The organism is Pseudoalteromonas sp. MMG022 (genome assembly GCF_021654245.1).
Taxonomy (GTDB): Bacteria; Pseudomonadota; Gammaproteobacteria; order Enterobacterales; family Alteromonadaceae; genus Pseudoalteromonas; species Pseudoalteromonas amylolytica.
The window spans coordinates 9,875-31,302 of the sequence record NZ_JAKFZQ010000023.1 but is presented as its reverse complement, the minus strand read 5'-3'; the positions used below and the strand labels follow the sequence as shown (position 1 = coordinate 31,302).

Annotated in this window: 14 protein-coding genes; 5 read left to right on the top strand and 9 right to left on the bottom strand. The window is 43.4% G+C overall.

Annotated elements, in window-relative coordinates; genetic code table 11:
* Positions 1-64 precede the first annotated feature (64 nt).
* Entirely contained in the window at positions 65-1,531 is a 1,467-nt protein-coding gene (locus tag L1070_RS17215; RefSeq protein WP_237126488.1) for an FAD-dependent oxidoreductase, read from the top strand.
* Between the two features lie 182 nt (positions 1,532-1,713).
* On the opposite strand, the gene L1070_RS17210 is transcribed toward L1070_RS17215, so the two are convergent.
* From L1070_RS17210 to L1070_RS17170, 9 genes are all read right to left on the bottom strand, one after another.
* Complete coding sequence (locus tag L1070_RS17210) at positions 1,714-2,673, bottom strand: permease (RefSeq protein ID WP_237126487.1); 960 nt, start codon at positions 2,671-2,673, stop codon at positions 1,714-1,716.
* Between the two features lie 59 nt (positions 2,674-2,732).
* The gene (locus L1070_RS17205) at positions 2,733-3,023 is read right to left on the bottom strand and encodes a helix-turn-helix domain-containing protein (protein WP_237126486.1); all 291 of its coding nucleotides are present in this window, start codon (positions 3,021-3,023) and stop codon (positions 2,733-2,735) included.
* Between the two features lie 313 nt (positions 3,024-3,336).
* Complete coding sequence (locus tag L1070_RS17200; RefSeq protein ID WP_237126485.1) at positions 3,337-6,036, bottom strand: hypothetical protein; 2,700 nt, start codon at positions 6,034-6,036, stop codon at positions 3,337-3,339.
* A 288-nt stretch (positions 6,037-6,324) separates the two neighbouring features.
* On the bottom strand, positions 6,325-7,659 hold the full coding sequence (locus L1070_RS17195; protein WP_237126484.1) for an MFS transporter: 1,335 nt from the start codon (positions 7,657-7,659) through the stop codon (positions 6,325-6,327).
* Positions 7,660-7,829: 170 nt separating this feature from the next.
* Positions 7,830-9,593 carry a DUF4153 domain-containing protein gene (locus tag L1070_RS17190; RefSeq protein ID WP_237126483.1) on the bottom strand — a complete coding sequence of 588 codons (1,764 nt, stop codon included), beginning with the start codon at positions 9,591-9,593 and terminating at the stop codon, positions 7,830-7,832.
* Positions 9,594-9,707: 114 nt separating this feature from the next.
* On the bottom strand, positions 9,708-11,660 hold the full coding sequence (locus L1070_RS17185; protein ID WP_237126482.1) for a methyl-accepting chemotaxis protein: 1,953 nt from the start codon (positions 11,658-11,660) through the stop codon (positions 9,708-9,710).
* A gap of 252 nt (positions 11,661-11,912) precedes the next feature.
* Entirely contained in the window at positions 11,913-13,226 is a 1,314-nt protein-coding gene (locus L1070_RS17180) for a sigma-54 dependent transcriptional regulator (RefSeq protein WP_237126481.1), read from the bottom strand.
* Complete coding sequence (locus L1070_RS17175) at positions 13,223-13,762, bottom strand: hypothetical protein (protein ID WP_237126480.1); 540 nt, start codon at positions 13,760-13,762, stop codon at positions 13,223-13,225. Before L1070_RS17175 ends, L1070_RS17180 begins: the two co-directional genes overlap by 4 nt.
* Positions 13,755-15,194 carry a HAMP domain-containing sensor histidine kinase gene (locus tag L1070_RS17170; protein WP_237126479.1) on the bottom strand — a complete coding sequence of 480 codons (1,440 nt, stop codon included), beginning with the start codon at positions 15,192-15,194 and terminating at the stop codon, positions 13,755-13,757. Before L1070_RS17170 ends, L1070_RS17175 begins: the two co-directional genes overlap by 8 nt.
* Before the next feature lie 312 nt (positions 15,195-15,506).
* Here L1070_RS17170 and L1070_RS17165 point away from each other — a divergent pair, with 312 nt between their 5' ends.
* The 4 genes from L1070_RS17165 (at position 15,507) to L1070_RS17150 (ending at position 21,382) form a co-directional block, all read left to right on the top strand.
* Positions 15,507-15,731 carry an EF-hand domain-containing protein gene (locus tag L1070_RS17165; protein ID WP_237126478.1) on the top strand — a complete coding sequence of 75 codons (225 nt, stop codon included), beginning with the start codon at positions 15,507-15,509 and terminating at the stop codon, positions 15,729-15,731.
* A gap of 63 nt (positions 15,732-15,794) precedes the next feature.
* Positions 15,795-16,016, top strand: a complete 222-nt coding sequence (locus tag L1070_RS17160) for a hypothetical protein (RefSeq protein WP_070987608.1) — start codon at positions 15,795-15,797, stop codon at positions 16,014-16,016.
* 11 nt (positions 16,017-16,027) lie between these two features.
* Positions 16,028-16,234: a calmodulin gene (locus L1070_RS17155; RefSeq protein ID WP_070987610.1), complete on the top strand. Its 207-nt coding sequence runs from the start codon at positions 16,028-16,030 to the stop codon at positions 16,232-16,234.
* 183 nt (positions 16,235-16,417) lie between these two features.
* Positions 16,418-21,382 (top strand): pentapeptide repeat-containing protein, encoded by a 4,965-nt coding sequence (locus tag L1070_RS17150; RefSeq protein ID WP_237126477.1) that lies wholly within the window; start codon positions 16,418-16,420, stop codon positions 21,380-21,382.
* Positions 21,383-21,428 lie beyond the last annotated feature (46 nt).

Genomic DNA, 21,428 nt, shown 5'->3' with positions numbered 1-21,428 from the left:
ATAAATATAATTTATCGCCACTTATTTTTGGCGTTTGTTTATATTTAATAATGAGGATTTAACAATGAAAATTTGGAAAATGGACTTTTTCCGAAGTACCTTCACATCTTTACTACTATTGCTTCTAAGCGCATGTGGGGATAGTTATGAAATAGGCTACCCTGTCGACTCTCTAAACCCGAGTACCGAAAAGACAGCCATTGTTGTTGGCGCTGGTTTATCAGGGCTAAGCGCTGCCTATGAGCTAGAACAAATTGGCTTTAAAGTGACTGTATTAGAGGCTCGAGACCGTATCGGTGGACGAGTCGCGACGCTAGAGATGGGCCAACAAAGTGGTGAAATCGGTGGAGAATTTATCGATGGTGAGACCGTTCACAAAGAGCTTCATCGATACGCCAGCCTGTTTGGCGCCGAGTTGGCAAGCACAGGGTATGAAGGGAGTATCCAAAGCGGTGCGTATTACATTGATGGTCAGCTGGTGAGTTACGGAGAGTTTGACGCATCGTATAATACCGCAGTAGTTACTGATTATTATCGGTTTTATGATGAGTTAAGTCTATTGGCGGATCTGGTGCCTGATCCCGAGAGACCCTTATTGTTGGATGCGGCTGTAGAAGTAGACAAGCGAGATGTGCAAAGCTGGATAGATGAATTGCAGCTAGAGTCGAGCGCAAAACAGCTTGCGGAGCAGTTCGTCAGAGGTGAGTTTGACGAGCCTAAAGACCTATCACTGCTACATTTGGCTCAATATGCAAAGGTATATGAAAATGTCGCTGATGATGATGTGGAATCATATCGCTTTTTAAAAGGCGGTCGGGCTATGACTCGGGCATTTTCAGAACATATTTCGGGTGAGATCTTACTTAATCAAGCAGTCAAAAACATCCAACAAGCTGACGATAGAATTACCGTCACAACGGTCACCGATGATACTTATACATCGGATGTGATAGTCGTCACAGTGCCTTTAAAAGTGCTAAACAAAATCACCTTTACTCCAGCGTTGCCAGAGCAGTTAACACAAGCCGCTGAACATATTAATTACGGTACACACTCAAAGGTACTGCTGCGCTACAGCAAGCGCTTTTGGTTAGATCACAACCTTGGTGGCGATACGGTAGTTGCAAGCCTACCAACAGGCTGGACTTGGGAGACCACAGAGCGTCAAGGCGGCGAGGGCGGTATCCTGATTGCCTATACATCGGGAGATTTTAGTAAGATGCAACAGCATTGGAGCGACCAACAAGTTATAGACACACGACTTGCTGAAATCGAACTGATGTATCCGGGGTCATCACAATATTTTATCGAAGCTAAATCTCAAGATTGGTTAAATGAGCAATGGACGAAAGGGGGATTTTTAGCCTATGGACCAGGTCAAATGAGCGCCTATTGGGCGTTGTTTAAACAGCCTATAGGGCGAATTTACTTCGCTGGTGAGCACACAGATACCCTATACCTAGGCTACATGGAAGGTGCGGTTAGAAGTGGTGTAAGAGTTGCGAAACAGATCAGCGAACTGCCATTGTAATAAGTGTCTAAAGTCGGGTATCACATATTAATTATCTGATACTGAAAACTCTAATCTGCAGGCACCTTCTAACGTCAAGGTGCCTGTCTTGTTCCGCTCAATCCCACGTTGCTGGCAGTCATGATTATCCCAATGAGCCGCCTTAAAAGTCACTGTCAATGGTGATCATAATGTTTCTCCTGCTATCTCAAGTTCAATAATTCGATACCCAAGCCCGTTAGACAGGCGGTGGTAAATACCAAAGTGATAAACGCGATGAGTAATGGCCAGTGGAATAGCTTTTTGAGCATAATCATCTCAGGTAGGCTTGCGCCCGCGCCTGCGATGGTCAGTGACATCACCGCACCTAGACTTAGTCCTTTTGCAACCAATGATGCGGCAATGGGGATCATGGTCGAGGCTCGAACATACAAGAAAGTACCTATCATGGCGCATAGTGGGATCATTAATAAAAGATGGACATCTGCCAGCGCACTAAACAGTTCAGTGGGCACAAAGCCATGTAAAGCCGCACCCACAGCCACGCCAATTGCCATGTATGGCAACATCATGGTTAATTGCTTAAATGCGCTCTTACAGAGGGCAATGAATGGGACCATTGGTTGTGGCTTATTGGTGCTTTGGGGAACACAGCTGCTAGATGGATTGGTTTGACAAGTCGTTTCATTGCTTGCTTTGCCTGTCTCATTTGATGGGCATGCAAACAACTCTTCACGAATAAAGCGCTCAAAGCCAAATCGCTGCATCAGTATGCCAGATAGCAACGCCATCGTTACTGCAAAGAAAGCGTAGCATAGCGTAATACTGGCGCCGAATGTGGCCCAAAGCAGGGCAATGATAAATGGGTTAAGTAGAGGAGAGGTAAATAAAAAGGCCATAACGGGACCAAATGCGGCTCTGGCTTTGAGCAATCCAACCATCATTGGCAGTGTTGAGCAGCTGCAAAACGGCGTAACTGCTCCAAGACCAATGGCTACGGAATAGCCACTATTACCAGACAATAACTGGCGCACTTTTGCCGTGGGTAGGTAGTGATTAACGACACTGACGATAAAGCTTATCACTAAAAACAGTACGGTAAGCTCAGCAAAGGTGGATACAAAAAATGTGAGCGCACTTTGCCATTGTTGATAAGTAAACATAGAATCTCCTAATTTTTACATTTCTAGAATATTCGAAATATGGGTTAAATTTTTTTTTTTTAGTCGCAACCTTTACAGCACTCTTCAGATAGGAATGCAATAAGACGCTCAAGCTCCTTATATTGCGCTTGGCATCGTAGCATACGACCTTCACGGGTCTGGCTCAATAACCCGACTTTCACCAATCGAGAAATATGATGAGAAAGCGTTGAGCCTGGTATATCTAACTTTTCTTGAATAGCAGACACTGCCAAGCCGTGGTGGCCTGCGCGTACTAAAATTCGGTAAATTTCGAGTCGGGTTACATGCCCAAGCTCTGCCAGTTGGTTGGCAGCCATTTCTATTTTCATAACACGCAGTGTAAGACAGGCAAAACGACAGATCAAGATATTTCTAGAAATGTCGAAATGTTTGCTTTTGCTAAATACCGAATAAAATTTCAACCGATTGCATTTAAATAAGAATTAATAAGGGCTAATAAGCCAACCGTTATTGATCTGTATGAAGGTTTATCTGGGGTAATTGGCATAAAGTCAAACAATGGGCAATAGGGTGGCGTTACACAGGCTACTGTTTGGTAATTTAGGGCTGAGAAAATGTATCTAGAACGTTATCTAGAGGAGAAAGTTGAGGGGCGCATCGACTCGATGGCCCCAGAAGAGATTAGTTACAAGAACTATACTTCGCGATATATGTGTTGGGTAAAGCTGCCGTTAGCGCCTCTATTTGTTCACACTCATAACTATCGTGCTGATATATGTGTAGCTCTTCAAGTTGCGTTAGTGAATGCAGTGGCGTCAAATCCTCTAGATTCGTGTAAGACACATTTAAATTTACCAAATTGGTAAAGTTTGCCAATAACTGTGTGTTTGACAGCGAGCTCCAAGATAAATTTAGATACTCAACATAAGGGGCATTAAAACCTTCTAAATCAATAGTTTTATAGTTTTCTGTGATTGTAAATGACTTCACAGCTTGAGGTAGAACAAGCTCATCCAATGTGGTCAATTGACTGTATGATATTGATATGGCGTTTAAATTAGATAATTGCTCAATATCAAAGCTATTCAAAAGGTCAATAGCATGTTCTGTAGACAAGGATATGCTTTCCAAGTTACTGTACTGCTCCATGCCCGCCAGTGATAAAATGTTGTTGCTGTTGTGAACTGACAAATAATTCAGTGCAAGCGCATCATAGTATCTATTATTACGGATAAACGTCCTTAGGTTTTCATCCTCAATAAGGCTTAAGTCTACTAAGCTCTCGATACACTGATTTGAAAGCTCAAGTAATGTTGTATCAGCGAACGTGGTACGTATTGTTTCTAGATCGGCACATAGTACGTAAGGACTTGAATATATAGCTAGAAACTCCAACTTGTTAAGGCTTGCCAAATCAGCTACATGGTTAAGCGCTTGAAAGTCAGATAGCGTCAACTTCTTAAGCTTGTCTAGCTGTGATATTGGCGTGATATTTGTAGCTTTGGAATTTCGGATCTCTAGCTCTTCTAATGCTGAATACTGAGCTAGTGCTGTTAAGTCTTCGATATACGAAAAGCCATTTAGTCTTAAGCTGGTCAACGATGAGCTGGCACCTAAATTAGCGAACGCCACTTGATTACTCTCACTGTAATAGCTGTTGTTGACAATCGATAAATCTGTAAGCTGTGATAATGTACTAATGTTTGGCAACTTATTAATATCATGAGAATTAATGAACAGATATTGTAGCCTTGTCAGATCAGAAAGGATGCTTATGTTGGTGAGTTCACCCACTTGAACAGTTAGCACTTCAAGCTGACTTAATTGACTAAGATTTGCTATGTCCAAAGAGCCATATGTATTTCTATGTCGAATATTTAACTTAGTGAGTGAAGTAAGCTGTGCAAGCGCTTCGTACGAAACATCACTATGTAGCGAATCAAGGCTGAGTTCTGTTAGCTCTGGTAAAAATGCAATCCAAGCGATATCGATAACTTGAGCGTTTCTAGCAATTGCTAGATGAGTTAGCTTTTCTAAATTTGCCAAAAAGCTTAGCGTAGTTAGATTGTTGTCTTTTAGCGCGAGTGCAGTAAGGTTGGTTAGAGAGCTTAACCCAGATGTATTCTTCAGTTGAACTCCATCGATAGACAGCGTTGTTAGCTCCGACAGCTCTTTGATAGTATTGACATCAAACGATCTATTATAATGATAATATCCAGACTCTACTGCTAAAGACGTCAGCTTGGTGAGATTCGCAAGGAAACTGAAATCTTCAAAGTCAATTTGTCTAAGTGCTAGCTTTTCTAGATTAGGAGTTAATGAAAATGCCGTTGGATCATTCACATTGAGGCCTGCGAATGTGACTTCCTTTATGTTTGGCATTGTGGTTAAAAAAGACAAGGAGCTAATGCTGCCCACATGCTCTAAACTTAACTTTTCTAACTGAGACAGCGATGATAACGCACTAGCGTTAGATGCTTCTAATCTTGATAAATGCAACTCGGTTAGTGATGTGGGTAGGGTTGACAAGTCAAAGCTATTGTAGCGATAAGTATCAATATATTGCAGCGTCAAAGACGTTAGGTTTTGAAAGTTCGTGAAGTCAATGTCTGGTTGATAGGAACTTGTATTGACGTTGAACGATAGTGACTTAAGCGCGGTTAAATTATTTAGCGCAGAATAATCCGTGGTAGGGTTATTATGTAGCGTTAAGTCTTCTAGCTGCGTGAGTGTCCCTAGCATTTCTAGACTTTCAAGCTGAGTATTTTCAAACTTAACCGACACCAGTTGTGTAAGTGTCTCTAAACCTGCCAAAGAGCTAATAGGCGCGTCAGTACACTCAATCGCAGTTGCACCCATATCTAGTTGTGCGTCGTTCATACACGTCAATAAGGCTTTGTCAGTGATAACGTCCGCAGAGGGCGCAGCGTATGCGTTTATTGCGACAACAAACTCTTTGCTAGTGGTTTCGTTGTCATCATCAGTGACACTTAATTTAAGTGTGATGGTTTCATCTTCGGTTAAATCGGGCACAATGAACTCAACAGTATTCGTGTCTGTGCCAGATAACTCAACTGTGGTTCCTGCGGTTTGCTCCCAAACGAAGCTTTCGATAGAACCATCTTCATCAGACGCTTGTGCAGAAAGCGAGAATAGGGCTCTTTCTTGTGCTTCTAGCCCTTCCGCTGCCAATATAACTGGCGCTTTGTTCTGCGGCTCTGGCTCTGGCTCCGGCTCTGGTGCTACAATGACGGGAGTTTTTCCGTCAGATGTGTCTGGAGTTTTATCACTATTACTTCCGCTCCCACTTCCACCACATGCCGTTAACGCAAGCGTAAGCATTGATAACGCTAATCCCTTAGTGTTGAGTATCTGTTTCATATTACCCTTATAATCTATTAAGTTTGATTGTTGTTGAATTCGAAACGAGAATTGTACGCTTTTTAGGAAAAACTGTATAGTATAAGGTACAAACAAGGTGATGCTTATTGCACTAAGCAATACATAGGCAGATGGTAAGACATTGCGTCTGATCTGAATACGGAACCGACATTTACAATGAGCGACAAGGTGTTATTTGAGGGAAGGCAAATCAAGAGTTATTGTTTTTAGTAGCTGTATAGACCGGACACAGTCAAACGAGATTGTGTCCGTGATTAATGCTTATAGTTAATTTACTTTATCCGTTTGCTTATCATCGGTTAAAGTGGTCGCGTCAATATCTTCATCTTCATCTTCATCTTCCTCTTCATCTTCCTCAACAACAAGCAGTTGTTCTTGCGCTGTTTTTTCTTCAATGCGTGGGTCTAAGGTAGCCGCCAGCGGAGAGCTGGTGATATCTGAGGTTGCTGCAACATAGTCGCTTGGCTCAGGCTGCTCTGCTTTTTGTCGTGCATTGATGTAGGTTAATAGTGAGTACATCACAACCGTTAAAAGCGCAAATGAAGCATACAGTGCGTGAGGACCAAAGTAGGTCATAACTTGGGCAATAGATGCTGAACCGATACTCGCACCAGCACCAAAAGCCACCAGTAAAGAAGAAGAAACCCCAACCCTGTGTTCATCATCTACTCGTGAGTTAGCTAATGCAGACGACAACGGATAGAGTGTAAATGCAAACAAACCAAACATAAATGTGAGCCAGTAGCTCAAAGGCGCTTGCGTTGGTAAAAAGAACAGTGCTAACGACACAACACCAATAACCAATGCATTAGTTCGCAACAGAATACTACGTCGCACTCTGTCTGACAGTATTCCCATGGGCCACTGAGCAAGCAGGCCTGCGACTATGGTGACAGACATATACATGGCAATTTCTTTGGCATTTAACCCCGCTTGACTGGCAAAGATTGGGGCTAGGCCATAAAAGCTACCATTGATTATCCCAGCAAAACATACTGCGGTTAATGATTGCGGTACTCTTTTGAAGTAACCCCATAAACTGACCTGCAATGGTTTAAGCGGTTTAGGGTGTATTCTACGAGTTATGGAAATTGGCACGATGCCAAATGACAGAGCAATGCAGATAAGAAAAAGCGGAGCATAACCCAGTTCGGGGAATTGTGATAACGCGAACTGACCTACAACCATACCCAAATAGGACGTTAGCATATAGAACGAAAATACCCGTCCACGTTGCTCTGGTGCTGCTTGTTCATTAAGCCAACTCTCAAGTACCATATAATTGCACATCATTCCCAAGCCTACGACAAAGCGTAGCACTAACCACAGGTAGATATTGTCACTTATGCCGTGGCAGGCGACGCATGCGGTGACGATGGCTGTGCTGGCAGAAAACGCTCTAATATGGCCGGCAGATTTAATCAAGTGATAGCCAAGTTTGGAGCCAAGTAATAAACCTATGTAATAAAACGACGTGAGCAGCCCAATCCAAAATGTCGAGACGTCATGTTGGCCAAGGTACAAAGCAAGGTAAGTGGTCAGTAAACCCGTACCACCAACCAAGAATAGGTTCGTAAAATATAACGATGGAAATGATTTCATAAAAACAAACTCAGCTGACCCATTAATCGTGCTGTAAGTGGTTAATAATAGGAGTGAAATGAAAGTTTTCCAAGCAAAACTCTCTACCAGAGTGGTAAAACTGATATTTAAGTGATTTAGGCTATTGTTCAATAGGCGCTGAGTAAAAATCAGCGCCTTACACTCATGGTTTAATATTGTGACACTTTCAAGGATGTACCGTTTATCTGAATATCTTTAAACTTGGCTGGCGTGATTTGATACTCTCCAGCGAGCAATGCCTCAACTAGCTCTTTGTCACTTCCCTGTTTTGTGTAGTTAAAATACATGGATTTTGTGAGCCATTTACCTTCGTCTAAATAAAATAGCGGCAGCTCAAAGTAGTTGGGCCGTTTCATAATCAGCAAGTATTCGCTTTGTTTATCACCTGTGAGCTCAACAGGTAGTAAAATCAATCGTGAGCTATTTGCGATTGCTGAGCTATTCGTATTAGCGTAATTTTGTAATGCACTTATGAGGGCAGGTTCAAGCGCCGTTTTGGGCGTCTCTCCTCTTACCTCTAATGCATTAATGAGGTTAGCCACTGTGGTTTGAGTACTTTCAGCGTTTGACTCGCTTTGAGTTAAGCTGTTTAATGCCGCCTCAATCCTTGCCCCCAATTGGGGGTGTTGTTCGGTAAAATGGGCGTCTATTTCTTTGAGTACATCTCGTCCAGCTACACCTAACTCATGGGCAAAATAATATACGTCAATGTCATCAACTGGCGTAATACCTGCGTGAATTCTGGCAAGCTGATTTTGTGCACTAAGTTGCTTAAAATTCAAAATTGGTGATTGGCTGATAAATAAAGCAACGATCAAGAGCAGTCCTAATCGTGTGTTGATGGTTGCGAGTGAATCAAGCCAATTGCGTGCATTGGTAATGATGCTGATGCTGTAGCAGGTGAGATATAAAGTGAGAAATACCCACATAAATATGGCCCATAACCTGCTGATACTTAGCCCATACTGTTCCACTCTTAGCCATAAGCCATAGCCACTGATGGCCAAATAAATTGGTAAAATGGCGATGCCAGCAAGTATCAGCAGATAGGCAATACGGTGCATTTTTGGTGCTTGCTTAGAGTCTTGAAAGGCAAGGTTTAGAGTCACTAAGATTAATGCGGTTAAGACGAATACCAAGTTGCTGCCACCATTGTCCCAAAGGGCTGTTAATCCTACATAAGCTATCGCCACTAAAAATACTGAGTTCAGCAACAGTAATAAAGGCAGTAAAGCAAATGACAGTGTTTGGATCAGTTGATTGGCAGTGCTGACAACCTTGTTACTGCGGCGGATTTTAAGCACCCCAATTGCGTGGGCCAAAGAGAGTGTCGGGTAGATAAACCAAGGCTCGTAAAATATGTCTTTAAACAACGTGATATTAATCTTGTTGAACAATTCGGCCCATAACACAACGATAAGCCACACCAGCAAAGTAAAAATACTGGCGAGCGTAACCGTAATGAGCAAACGACAGGTGTTGCTAATAAGCCTGCTGTAGCAGATTTGCCATTGATGATCTTGTAAATGAATTGAAGAGGCAAAAATAAACACTTTGAAGGTGAGTAATGACATCACCGCCGCAAAGCCCATGCCATGTAGCGCCAAATCGGGGTACTTAGGGTGAAGGGTTTGGCTGCCCACATAAACCCCCAATAGCGCTGCGATTAAAGTAAAAGTAATAACAATGTTGTAAAACACCCGATGAGAGTCTTGATTAACACCGTATATCAGTATCGACGGGCCAGTTAAAAGTACCGCATAGCAAGCAAGTAATAGTGAAGGTGAGCTTGCAATCGGCCAATCAAAACTAAAAGCTTGGTGTAACAGCAGCAGCCCTAAACCTTGTAATAGAGCGCACAGTAATAGCCAGTTCCCTTGTGATTTACTGTAATCAGTGGTGATGTTTTGCAACGTCTACTTCCTTTTATAAACAGCTAAAAAATTGATTCTAATCCGTTAAAAATTAATACAAAGTGACAAATAGAGTACTCTTTTGTCACTTTGTACACACTTTGATAGTTATCCTTAATCAATGTGAAAACGACCGACCAGCTGATCTAAACTTTTTGCCAGTTCAACTAGAGACTTAGCACCGTCCGATAAGCTATCCGATGCTTGGCTTACTTGGGTAACAGACTCTGTAAGGCCTGCGATTTGGTCGTGAGTTTGACTGGCAGAATGACCCTGTTGTTGCGCATCATGAGCGATTGTACTGATCAAGCTTTTCACTTTGGTCACGCTGCTTGCGATGTTTTCAAAGGCCTGATGGGCTTCCTCTGATTGTGCGATAGCCTCACTGGATGCGGACACGCTTTGTGTCATTGTGGTTGAGACAGCGCGTGTTTGTTCAATCAGTTTAGTCAGAACCAGCTCGATTTCTTGCGTCGCGTCGTGTGAGCGTTGCGCGAGGGTTCTAACTTCATCTGCAACCACCGCGAAACCTCGGCCTTGTTCACCTGCTCTTGCTGCTTCGATTGCTGCATTTAGCGCCAGTAGGTTGGTTTGTTCCGCAATGCCACGAATAACGCCTAGAATATTGGTAATATTATTACTCTCACTCTCTAGCTGGGAAATCTCTGCCGCCGAGGCATCAAGTGAGCTATTAAGCTGAGCAACCTGCTTAACAGTATTACTTATCAAGGTATTCCCTGAGAGGGTAAATTGGTCCGTTTGAGCAATTTCATCAAGAGAGCCTTGGCAGTTGTCACTGACATTTTGTGCCATATGGTGGACCGACTCAGTATTGTGTGCCGCTTGATTTGCGGTGCCTTGTTGATTGCGACATTGACTGCGAATGTCGTTGATTTGCGTCTCAAAATGCTGTGCCGAACTGTTGAGCGTATGGGCATTTTGCTGGATGTCTTTGACCAAAGAGTTTATAGAGTTTAAAAACTGGTTAAACCACGTTGCAAGCTCGCTGATTTCATCATTACCGATTACTTGCAAGCGTTTAGACAAGTTACCTTCACCTTGGGCGATATCTCTTAGCCCTTCAGAAACGCGTTCGATGGGGAACACTATTTTGTTCGCGAGTGTAACGGCAATCACGCCAAAAATTACCAGCATAACAAGGGCTATCAGGGTAATGCTCCACGACATGCTGTAAGCCGATGATAGAATCTCATCCTCATCTATTACAGCAACAAAGCGCCAGTTGAGTGTTTTAGAGTGGTACACCTTGGCGTCAACGGTTTTATTTGCCATCTCAACGCTGATATAGGGTTTATCACCAACCGTAGATATTTGTTCGTAAAGAGGGTTATTCAGATCATTAATGTTTTTGAAGTTGTTTTCGGGACGCCTGGGATCTGCCAAAATCGTTCCCTTACTGTCTAGCAAAATCAAATAGCCCGTCTCACCCAGTTTTATGTTGCTAACAATATCAGTCAAAGTAGAGAGTGTGACATCTAATGACTGTACGCCTGCAAACTCACCACCTTTAAAAATACCCGTGGCAACTGACACCATAGCCTGACCTGTTACCCCTTGATAGGGTTCGGTGATAATGACGCTTTTAGGGGATGCCTTGGCATTTTGATACCAAGGGCGTTTGCGGGGGTCGTAGTTTCCCAAAGGCTCTGCTGGATACTGGATGAAACCGCCTGATTCGGAGCCTAAATAGACAAACAACAGCTCTGGATGTGTTTGCCCAAAAGCGGTATAAAACTCAAAAATTTCTCCTTCTTCGGCAGAGTTCTTAAGCGGTGTCATGGGCTTTTCAGCACCAAAATATTGGGTGATATTATTCGGCATGTTACTGACCGATTTATGTTGAGCCAAAAACTTTGCATTGTTTTTCATTTGATCGAAGAACAGTACGAAAGTGTTTTCTATCTGGCGTATCTCACTGCTAGAAAAATCTAAAAAGCTGTTAAGTGACTCATGCTTGGTTTTTGAGATGCTGACCGCGGAGATGGCTAGAATAGGCACGATAACAGTGAGCAAAAAACTGACGATTAGTTTTTGGCGCATTCTCATAGGGTGCTCCTGTATTACGGGTATTTTTGCTGATGGATTGAGTTTTGATTTTTGTTTGCTTTACCATCTAACAAAGTGTTGTCATTGAGTGTGTTTACTGAATAACCTTGATTACATTAAATGTATTCAAGCGCATTGAACCACTTTTGCACGATGGCTCAATGCGTTTTAGGCTAAGTACATGTAATTTGCACATAGCGTTTGTTACAGTATAGATACAATAACGACTAACGCCCAGTTTCGCTATATTTTCTAGCAACTTATTTGATGTTTTTTGAGCAGCTTATAAAAGTCAGAGCGATTGCGCTGCGCCAACTTGGCAGCTTCCGCTACATTGCCCTGACATAAAGACAAAACTTTTTGAATATAGTCATACTCAAACTGCTTTTTGGCGTCATTTAGGCCCTTAAAGCTGGCTTGACCAAGTTCGGGGATCGCGTTTTCAATGATATCAGCGGTGATCAGTTTACCTGAACTCAATGCCACCGCATGTTCAATAATGTTATTGAGCTGTCTGACGTTGCCGGGCCAATGGTAGTTGAGCAGGCATGTCATTGCTTGCGGGCTGATCACTTTCTGGCCGCCACTGATACGGTTAACAAAGCGATTGGCCAGCAGCGGAATGTCTTCGGGGCGATCTTTTAATGCTGGCAGATGAATAGACACCACATTGAGCCGATAGTACAGATCTTCTCTGAACTCTTTATCCGCGACGGCTTGCTGGAGGTTTTTATGGCTGGCAGAGACGAACCGAATGTCTACACTTTGCTCGACTTGACCACCGACCGGACGCACCGTTCTTTCTTGTAACACCCTCAGCAGTTTGACTTGTAGGTCCATCGGCATATCGCCTATTTCATCTAGAAATAATGTACCGCCATTGGCGCTTTGTACTAAGCCTACTTTATCTTGCATCGCGCCCGTGAATGCGCCTTTTTTATGGCCGAATAGCTCCGACTCAAGCAAATGAGCGGGCACAGCCCCACAGTTAATGGCAATAAATGGGCCATCACAGTAGTTACTGGCTTTGTGAATGGCATTAGCGGTGACTTCTTTACCTGTGCCGCTGGCGCCTTGAATGAGAATATTGGCTTGGCTAGGTGCCAATGCTTGTATATGTTGTACAACCTGATGCATGGCTGTGCTTTGATAGACTAAGCCATGAAAGTGATTGCGATTGGTCGCACCATCGCGCTTTTTGTTATTTTTTAAGGTGTTTTCGATGGCTTCAAGTAATGCCTTGCTTTCTATAGGTTTACTTAGAAAACTTACAAAGCCCTGCTGCATGGCGTCAACCGCATCGGGGATTGAGCCATGGGCGGTCATCATGATCACAGGCAGGCCAACATGGTTCTTTTTGATATTTTCAAAAAGCTCAAAGCCATCCATGTGGGCCATACGTAAGTCAGTGATCACCAAGTCGACCACACTTTGCTGCAAGATTTGCAGCGCTTGAGTACCTCGGTGTGCGGTGAGAACGTGATAATTGTTCGCTTCTAAACGCATCGCTAACAATTCAATGAGTGATGCATCGTCATCAACCAATAAAATAGTATTTATGCTCATTGTTGTTCTCCTAATGGGTTACTGTCAGTTTCTGCATCGGTATGAGAGGGGGATAACAGATGCTGTTGTTCTATTTGCGCCAGTTTTTGCTTTAGGTTGCTAAGAGCCAACTCTACGTTATGTAAAGCATTTTGCTGTTCAGTCAATTGCTTTTTAAGCGCAATATTCTCAAGCTTGTACTGTCGCAACGTAGTGATATGTTGATGCAGCATGGCAAAATAACTCAGGTAATCCTGTGGCCAGTCGTTTTGTTGGTGTAGCTGTGCGATGAGGCGCAGCTGAGTCGTGGTTGAGCGTGTCGAACAAAAAGCTTGTAAAAACTCATGGAGTTGTAGGTAAGCTCGATAGCCAACAAGCTGTTTGGCTGTGCCGTTGTCACAAGCACTTTGATGTGCTGTGACTAAAGTCGTCAACGGCGCAAATTCAGATTGTTTGCTGTTACTCGGTCCAACAAAATTGACATGACCAACCGATGAAGAAATGGCCTGACATGCGGACAAAGTACATATCATTAGTATTGTTATTAGATTACGCATTTGTCGGTGCTCCATAGCTTGGAAATTGGATACAGATATGGCAGCCTTGGTTGGCATGCTGCCACCTTATCGTGCCTTTTAACTGCTTTACACATTCGGACACAATGGCTAACCCCAGACCGCTACCAACATGATTTTCGCTGTGTTTACCACGGTAAAACGGTTGGGTAAGTTTGTGTTGTTCAGACAGCTCAATACCCGGCCCATCATCTTTTACGTCGATAAAGACATCGTTATGAACGACGCGATATTTAACTTCAATGGTTGAGTTGGCGTATTGCAATGCATTACCAATCAGTTGTGTGAGTATTAACTTCACGGGTAAATAGGGCAGGCATGTTTGCTCACTTTTATCATGCCATTTTAGTTCAATGTTCGATTCATCAATTTGCAGTGCAAAATGTTTCATTAATTCATCTTTTATGTGTGCGAAAGGGTGTTGTTGTTGCGCCAGAGGGTGGCTTGCTGCACTGTAGTTGAGCAAATCATCAATCAAAGTTGCTAAACGGGTCAAAGCGCCATCCATGATTTTAATAATACGCTGCTGAGGCGATGAAATCGCACCAAAGCTGCCACTTTGCAGCAAGCTATTCCCTTCGCTTAATGATGCCAGTGGGGTTTTCAGTTCGTGGCTCACATGGCGCAAAAAGGTCTCTTTTTGTTTGTGACTGCGTTGTAATTCTTCTCGCAGCCAATCCAGTTCTTTACCTAGGGCCACAAATTCTTCACTGCCATGTAAATTAATTGGCGTGTCAAAACGGCCTTCACCAAGCTGCCAGATAACTTCTTCAAGCGCACTAAGCTGACGTGTCACTCGGCGGATCACCAATAAACTGATCACAACCAACAGCGGGATAAGGATGAACAGACCAAATAAAAAATACTGGTTAAGTTGAGCGAGCTGTTGTGCTTGTCGTTCAAGTTTTGCCTCTAGCACATTCTGAAATGGTTGCTCTATAGCCAACAGTTGTCGCTGTAATTGCCCGTAGTCTACTTCTAAAGCTTGCTCACCCGGAGTGAGTAATTGTAACTGTTGCCATTTGGCAACCAGTTTCTCAATTGGGTATGAACTTTTTAAAAAATCGATGCGCTTTTTGGTGGTTTGCCACTTGCTCTCAATACTTTTTTGCAGCTCGGCGTTATTGAGCAATTGATTATTGAGATGTGCTTTCTCAAGTGCCGAAATATCACTTTTTAAGGCATTAAAAGAAAGTATAAGTAGCTGATTTTTATTATATATCTCGTTTATTTTTTGTTGCTGATGCGCTGTTTGTTGAGCGTACCACAGGGCTAAAATAACAATTGGAACGAGCGCTAGCAACATCGCCAGTCTAGCCTGTTGACTGAGTGATTGAGAAAAAAACTTAGATGGCGAGTTTTTAATCTGCGCGAAGTGCAGGGTTTTAGGCCATTTCAATCGTACTGTACCCATGTGTTGCTTCCTTCAAAACCGTGTGTTGCCAAAATGCAACAATCTAACTAGTTGATAAAGTTGAAATTTTAAAGTTAGGTTGAGTGGTGTGTTGCTATTAAGCAACAGTCAGCCTTAATTGAAACTGAACTATTTGCAGGTGTTTTTTATAACTTGTTGTTTGTAAATGGAATTTCAATTTTGGCATCAAAGTTGGAATAGTCACAGCGAACACATTAACCGCTCACAGATTGGCGACATTAGATATCAGCCGCAAACGGTCACCAGCGAGTAGGCGCTGAGTTGACTTTGAGCAAATAAATAAGGAATCAGATGATGAAAAACAAGTTTATCACAATCGCATTTTTCACTATGGCTGCATCAGCAACGGCTCAGGCTTCTGAAGTATTTACAGCATTAGATGCAGATAAAGACGGTGCAATCAGTCAAAGTGAAGCGCAAGCGCTAACCAGTTTAGCGGCTAAGTTTAAAGATCTAGACGTAGATGCAAATGGCTCACTAAGCGCTGAAGAGTTTGCTAACTTCAAGAGCGAGTAACAGTTTACAGCTCCCCTATATCAAGCCCAGATAGCAGTATAAAAATATAAATTGGAGTACAACATGAAACTAACACACGTTTTTACCCTAACGTCAGCTTCTTTAATTAGCGCTGTTGCTTTTGCAGCAGACCTAACATTCCAAACACTAGACAGTGACAATGACGGTGTGATCAGCCCAACAGAAGCACAGGCTTCTGAGCAACTTGCTAAACAGTACCGTGATCTGGACAGCAATAAAGACAACGAACTTACCCCAGTAGAATTCGCGCAATTTAAAAAATAGGAGACGTGGAGATGAAAGCAATTAACGCACTTATGGCATCAATGCTAATGATGAGCAGCGCAGGCGCTATGGCTGCAAACTTTGCAGATTTTGACACTGACAAAGATGGCGTGATCAGCAAAAGCGAAGCATCAGCTTCTGAAAGCTTAATGAAAGTGTTCAACGAGTTAGACTCGAACAAAGACGGGGAACTGTCAGAGGACGAATTTAACAAGTAACCCCTAGGAGAGTTTTATCTCGTCCCAAAGCCTGGCCTTGCCAGGCTTTTTTGTTTTTGTGTCATTCTCAAAAATTAAACAGATTGTTTGAAATAGGTCATATCAAACAATTCAAACAAAATTCTCTTGACGATTGAGCAAGTGCGGTGTACTTTTTAAGCATTACTTAAAAAGGAGTCTGCCATGCCTATTCTTAAACCCACCTTAGCACGTAACGCTGTCGATAAAATACGAGGGGCACTTAAGCCCGCGTTTGCTAAAAAAATTGATGAATTGCTCGATATTTTAAGCCCGGAGGGCACCGTGCAAGTGGCAGATATTCACGAGCATTTATTTGTGTTTAACACGAGCGCCTCAGCAAATGCGTCGTTAAATCGTTTGATTTCACAGCTTAATGAAAAGTTTGAGGAACAAGGCAGCTCAGTAAGCTTGGAGATCACGGCAGATAAAAAATTGGCAGGCAAGCGTGAGGTTTGGTTTGAGGCGCAGCAAACAGAACTTCCTAAACCCTACACCAAAGAGCTGGACTCTATCGCAGAAGCGGTATTGACGACAGATCAACAGGCCACCTTTGTTGATAAAGCAGATATTGTATTGCTGACTTTTAACGAGCATGAGTTACAACAGTGCTTACTAGAGTTTGGCTGTAATGGTGCCGAGCAAGGCTTGGTGAAAAAAGACCGTCTGTACTATCGACTGGGCTTGGTCAGTGGTCATAAAGTGGTATTACTGCATTCAGCACAGGCGACCATAGGTGCATTGCAATCCGCTGAAGCGGCAATCGCTGCGTGGCAGCCCAAAGCGGTGATTGCAGTGGGCATTGCGTTTGGTATCAACAAGGCCAAGCAAAATGTGGGTGATGTACTGGTTTCAGAGTATTTAATTCCATACGAGTTGGCGCGCGTCAACCCTGATGGTAGTAGCCTACTTAGGGGGGCTCGCCCCGCGGCAAGCCATAAATTATTAACGGCGTTCAAACAGCTTCACCATCATTTGCTAGCAAGCAAAGCTCACGATTTTCCAGAGCTGCGTTTTGGCGGGATGTTTACCGGCGATAAACTCATTGACTCAGCGGGCTTTCTAAACGACCTCAAAGGTCACGCCCCAGAGGCCATTGGCGGTGAAATGGAGGGCACAGGGCTATACACTGCTGCTGCTCGCGCCAATTTAGACTGGATTGTGGTCAAAGCCATTTGTGATTTTGCTGATGGTCATAAAAACAGCGGCAGCAAGGAGCAAGATCAGGCCTTAGCAGCCAGACACGCGGCAAAAGTTGTTAAAGAAGCGTTGGCGCTCTGCTCACCTTACCCTAATAAACCAGACGGTGAGTTTCCTCATGAAAAGCCAGAAGCAGATATCGGGCCCGATAGGTTTGAAGCACTTTGCCATGATTTAAACAATACTGATTTCACGGTGGATGATGCATTAGCGGTGCAAACATCGCTCAATAAAGCTGAGTTGCATCGTGTTGATGAGACCCCAAGGATTGGTGAAACCTCAAAGGTGGGTGGTATGCCTTTGCAACAAGCGCTGATGGAATGGGTTTTTCGTGATGACAAAGATGCGTTTGCTTTGCTGGGCGAATACGGCATGGGTAAAACCATAAATTGCCAGATGTTTGACCAAGCAATGCGCAAGGCGCATCAAGATGATAAAAACTACCCCGTTTCATTGTATTTTGATTTACGCCATGTTGAAAACCTAAGCGATGCTAAGGTGCCCAATATTGAAAAAATCATCGAAGATTGTGTACAGTACGGTTGGTTTGGCACCGAGGACCACAGCAAGTTTACGCTGCTGGATATTGAGCGCTGGGCAAAACAATTTGGTGTACTGTTGATTTTTGATGGCTTGGATGAAGTGTTGGTCAAACTCACGGATAACGGCGGTCAGCGCTTTACTAATCAATTGTTTAAGTTTTTAACCGACTTAAAACAACGTTTGCCAGAACAAAATATCAAAATGTTGTTGTCGTGCCGCACTCAGTACTTCCCGTCACTGCACCAGCAGATTGATCACTTTACCAATAGTGAGCGGGGCGGCTATAAAACTGACAGAATTGAAGCCATGATTTTGCTGCCCTTTAACGAGCAGCAAATTATCACCTACTTGCGCCACAGCCTACCCGGCCTAGACCCCGATGATATTCTGGCCATGATTGCCTCGGTGCATGATTTAACCGATCTCAGTAAACGCCCCTATACCTTAAAGCTAGTGAGTGAGTTGATCCCGCAAATTGAGCAAAAGCGTAAGCTTGGGGAAAGCGTCAGTGGCGTGGGGTTATACCAAATGATGGTAGACCGCTGGTTAGACCGTGACGATGGTAAGCATCATATTAATCCTGCGCATAAAAAGCTGTTGGCATCCCATTTAGCGGCGTTTTTGTGGCATAAAGGCCAGCGCGCACTGCCTGCCACAGATATTCAGGATTGGTTCCATCAATGGTTAGTAGAGCAACCCTCGCTGGTAGCCAGATATGGCAAGATTTCGCCTGAGCTGCTAGAAGAAGACTTGCGTACCGCCACTTTTTTAAGTCGTGACGATAGAAAATCAGATAGTCGTTTTCGTTTTGCGCACACTTCATTACAAGAGTTCTTCTTAGCCAATTACTTGTTACATGCTATAGAAACTGAGCGGCCAGCGCTTTGGGCCATGAGCCAACCCAGCCAAGAAACCTTGGCGTTTTTGGCTCAGTTGTTGGCTGAGCCAAATAACAAGCACTTGTTACAAACTCTCAGTGGTTGGAAGCGGGAATACCGCCCACAAGTTAGCGAAAATATTTTACACTTTGCGCTGTTGTCACAGCGCTTAGGGTTTACCCCACCCAACTTGGCGGGCATCAACTTAACTGGTGCTAACCTTGATGACTTGGAAATTACTCCAGATACTGAACTGTCTTTAGTCAATGCGGATTTTAGCGGGGCCAGCTTGCGCCGCGTTAAATTTGCCAACCTCGTAATGCATCGCGCTAAATTTACCCACGCGAACCTCACCCAAGCCAGCTTTGAGCACTGCCAATTGGTGGGTAGTAATTTTAACGACGCCAATCTTACTAGCTGTATGTTTTATCGCAGTAATATGCAAAGCGTGGACTTAGAGGGGGCAAATACACGCCATACGCAGCAGTATTACTGTGCACCGCATCTAATGCCAACCATTTTTAATGGGCAAAAACACCCAAGGGTTTTACTGGGATTAGCGAATAAGCAGATTGCTGTTTCTGGGCATGTAGAGCATGTAAAAGACAGTGCGGCTTTGGGTGATGGTGTGACTATAGTAACGGCATCATACGATGGTACTTTAAGAGTTTGGAACAGCCAAACTGGAGAGTGTCTAAAGGTACTTCAAGGGCATCCAAGCGGTGTGCTTGCGTGCACTGTGCTTGGTGATGGTATAACCATTGTTTCTGTATCACACAATGGTGGTGAGCTGAGATTATTGGACGGGCAATCGGGGAAGTGTTTGAAGGTTATTCAAGGAAGTGAGAAACCAGTTGTAGACTGTGCATTACTTAGTGACGGTATCACGCTTGTTTCTGCAGATTACAACGGAACTCTGCGGAGATGGAATACCAATACTGGAGAGTGTTCTAATATGCTTGAATTGGGTTTATTAGGAGTGTTTGGATGCTCCGTATTGGGTGATGACAAGCGGATTGTCTTATACAGTGCGGATTATGGATTGCGTATCTGGGACTGTGAAACAGGCGAATGTTTACAGAAGCTAGTCGCACATTCTGATATGGTGCAAACCTGTGCTGTGTTGGGTGACGGTCAAACCATAATCTCGGCAAGTAGTGACCATACGCTAAGGTTGTGGGATAGCCAAACTGGGGTTTGTCTACAGACTATTGATGTAGAGACTACCATCTATTCAATTTCTGTATTAGGGGACGGTGTTACAGTTGCTTGCTGTGGTCGATATGGAGTTGAATTGTGGAATACCAATACTGGTGAATGTGTGCGCAAGCTCAATGGAGATAGTTGTTCAATAATCAACTGTACAGTATCAAAAGATGGAAAAACATTGGTAACATTGAATGCAGATGGAACAGCACGGGTGTGGGATAGTGAACAAGGAGCTTGCTTAACCACACTAGGAGAGGACTTTCGAGATAATACTCATTACATAAGGCTTTCAGATCACCTGATAGCTGCTTGTTATAGAGAACATTCGATTCGAATATTAGATACCCGCACAGGAATATTTGGGCGATGCATGGCAGGACATAAGGGAGATGTGTGGGATTGTAAACTGCTAGATGATGAGGTGACCTTGGTATCGGCCAGTGAAGATGGGACATTACGAGTTTGGAACAGTCAAACTGGCGAGTGTTTACGAGTACTGGCTGGGCATGAAAGAGCTGTTAATGACTTTGTGATTATAGACGATGGTGCCACTATAGTATCAACTAGCAATGATGGTACATTGAGGTTGTGGGATAGGTGTTCAGGTGAATGTATCAATTTGTTGAATGCAGGAGATACATTGAGTAAAGGTCTTATCGTTTTAGGTGACCGGAAGACTCTAGTTTCAATACATGAAGGATATCTATTGGCTGTTTGTGATAGCAGTTCCGCTGAATGCTTAAGGGCATTTAAAGGTGATATACTAGGAATAAATTCACTAGCAGTGCTGGGGGACGGCGTAACGCTGGTTTCGGCCAACAGAAATAAAAAACTGCAACTGTGGAATAGCCGAACAGGGGAATGTATGCTCACACTCAGCGGTCATGAAGCTGGAGTAAACGATTGTGTGGTATTGGGTGATGGAGTGACCATAGTTTCAGTCAGTCGTGATAGTACGATGCGTATTTGGGATAGCAAAACAGGGGAATGTTTAAAGGTAGTCGATGAGTTTGGCGAGAGGTTAAGCCGTTGTTTTGTACAAAGTGACGGTAAAACTGTGGTGTTAGCTTCTGAGCATGGTCATTTATATTATTGGGATACTAGCACTGATGAACATCTTCGTACTCTTTATGCTTTGCCTGATTTTGGCTTTGTTGATTGGGATGTTAAAAACGCGCGAGCAACAGCTGCCAGTGATAACGCTTGGCGCTATATGACCTATCAAGTAGAGCTGGATGGTAAAAGCACATCGGTGCCATTTTTTATGCCGGATGAAGCAACAAAGCAGCTTGCGTCTTAAATCGTGGGCTATGCTGTGAAAAATACAAGAGCTGCTAGGTACTTAG

Coding starts and splice junctions, on each gene's coding strand:
- L1070_RS17215 (WP_237126488.1), top strand. CDS start 65: ATGAAAATTTGGAAAATGGACTTTTTCCGAAGTACCTTCACATCTTTA.
- L1070_RS17210 (WP_237126487.1), bottom strand. CDS start 2,673: ATGTTTACTTATCAACAATGGCAAAGTGCGCTCACATTTTTTGTATCC.
- L1070_RS17205 (WP_237126486.1), bottom strand. CDS start 3,023: ATGAAAATAGAAATGGCTGCCAACCAACTGGCAGAGCTTGGGCATGTA.
- L1070_RS17200 (WP_237126485.1), bottom strand. CDS start 6,036: ATGAAACAGATACTCAACACTAAGGGATTAGCGTTATCAATGCTTACG.
- L1070_RS17195 (WP_237126484.1), bottom strand. CDS start 7,659: ATGAAATCATTTCCATCGTTATATTTTACGAACCTATTCTTGGTTGGT.
- L1070_RS17185 (WP_237126482.1), bottom strand. CDS start 11,660: ATGAGAATGCGCCAAAAACTAATCGTCAGTTTTTTGCTCACTGTTATC.
- L1070_RS17180 (WP_237126481.1), bottom strand. CDS start 13,226: ATGAGCATAAATACTATTTTATTGGTTGATGACGATGCATCACTCATT.
- L1070_RS17175 (WP_237126480.1), bottom strand. CDS start 13,762: ATGCGTAATCTAATAACAATACTAATGATATGTACTTTGTCCGCATGT.
- L1070_RS17170 (WP_237126479.1), bottom strand. CDS start 15,194: ATGGGTACAGTACGATTGAAATGGCCTAAAACCCTGCACTTCGCGCAG.
- L1070_RS17165 (WP_237126478.1), top strand. CDS start 15,507: ATGATGAAAAACAAGTTTATCACAATCGCATTTTTCACTATGGCTGCA.
- L1070_RS17160 (WP_070987608.1), top strand. CDS start 15,795: ATGAAACTAACACACGTTTTTACCCTAACGTCAGCTTCTTTAATTAGC.
- L1070_RS17155 (WP_070987610.1), top strand. CDS start 16,028: ATGAAAGCAATTAACGCACTTATGGCATCAATGCTAATGATGAGCAGC.
- L1070_RS17150 (WP_237126477.1), top strand. CDS start 16,418: ATGCCTATTCTTAAACCCACCTTAGCACGTAACGCTGTCGATAAAATA.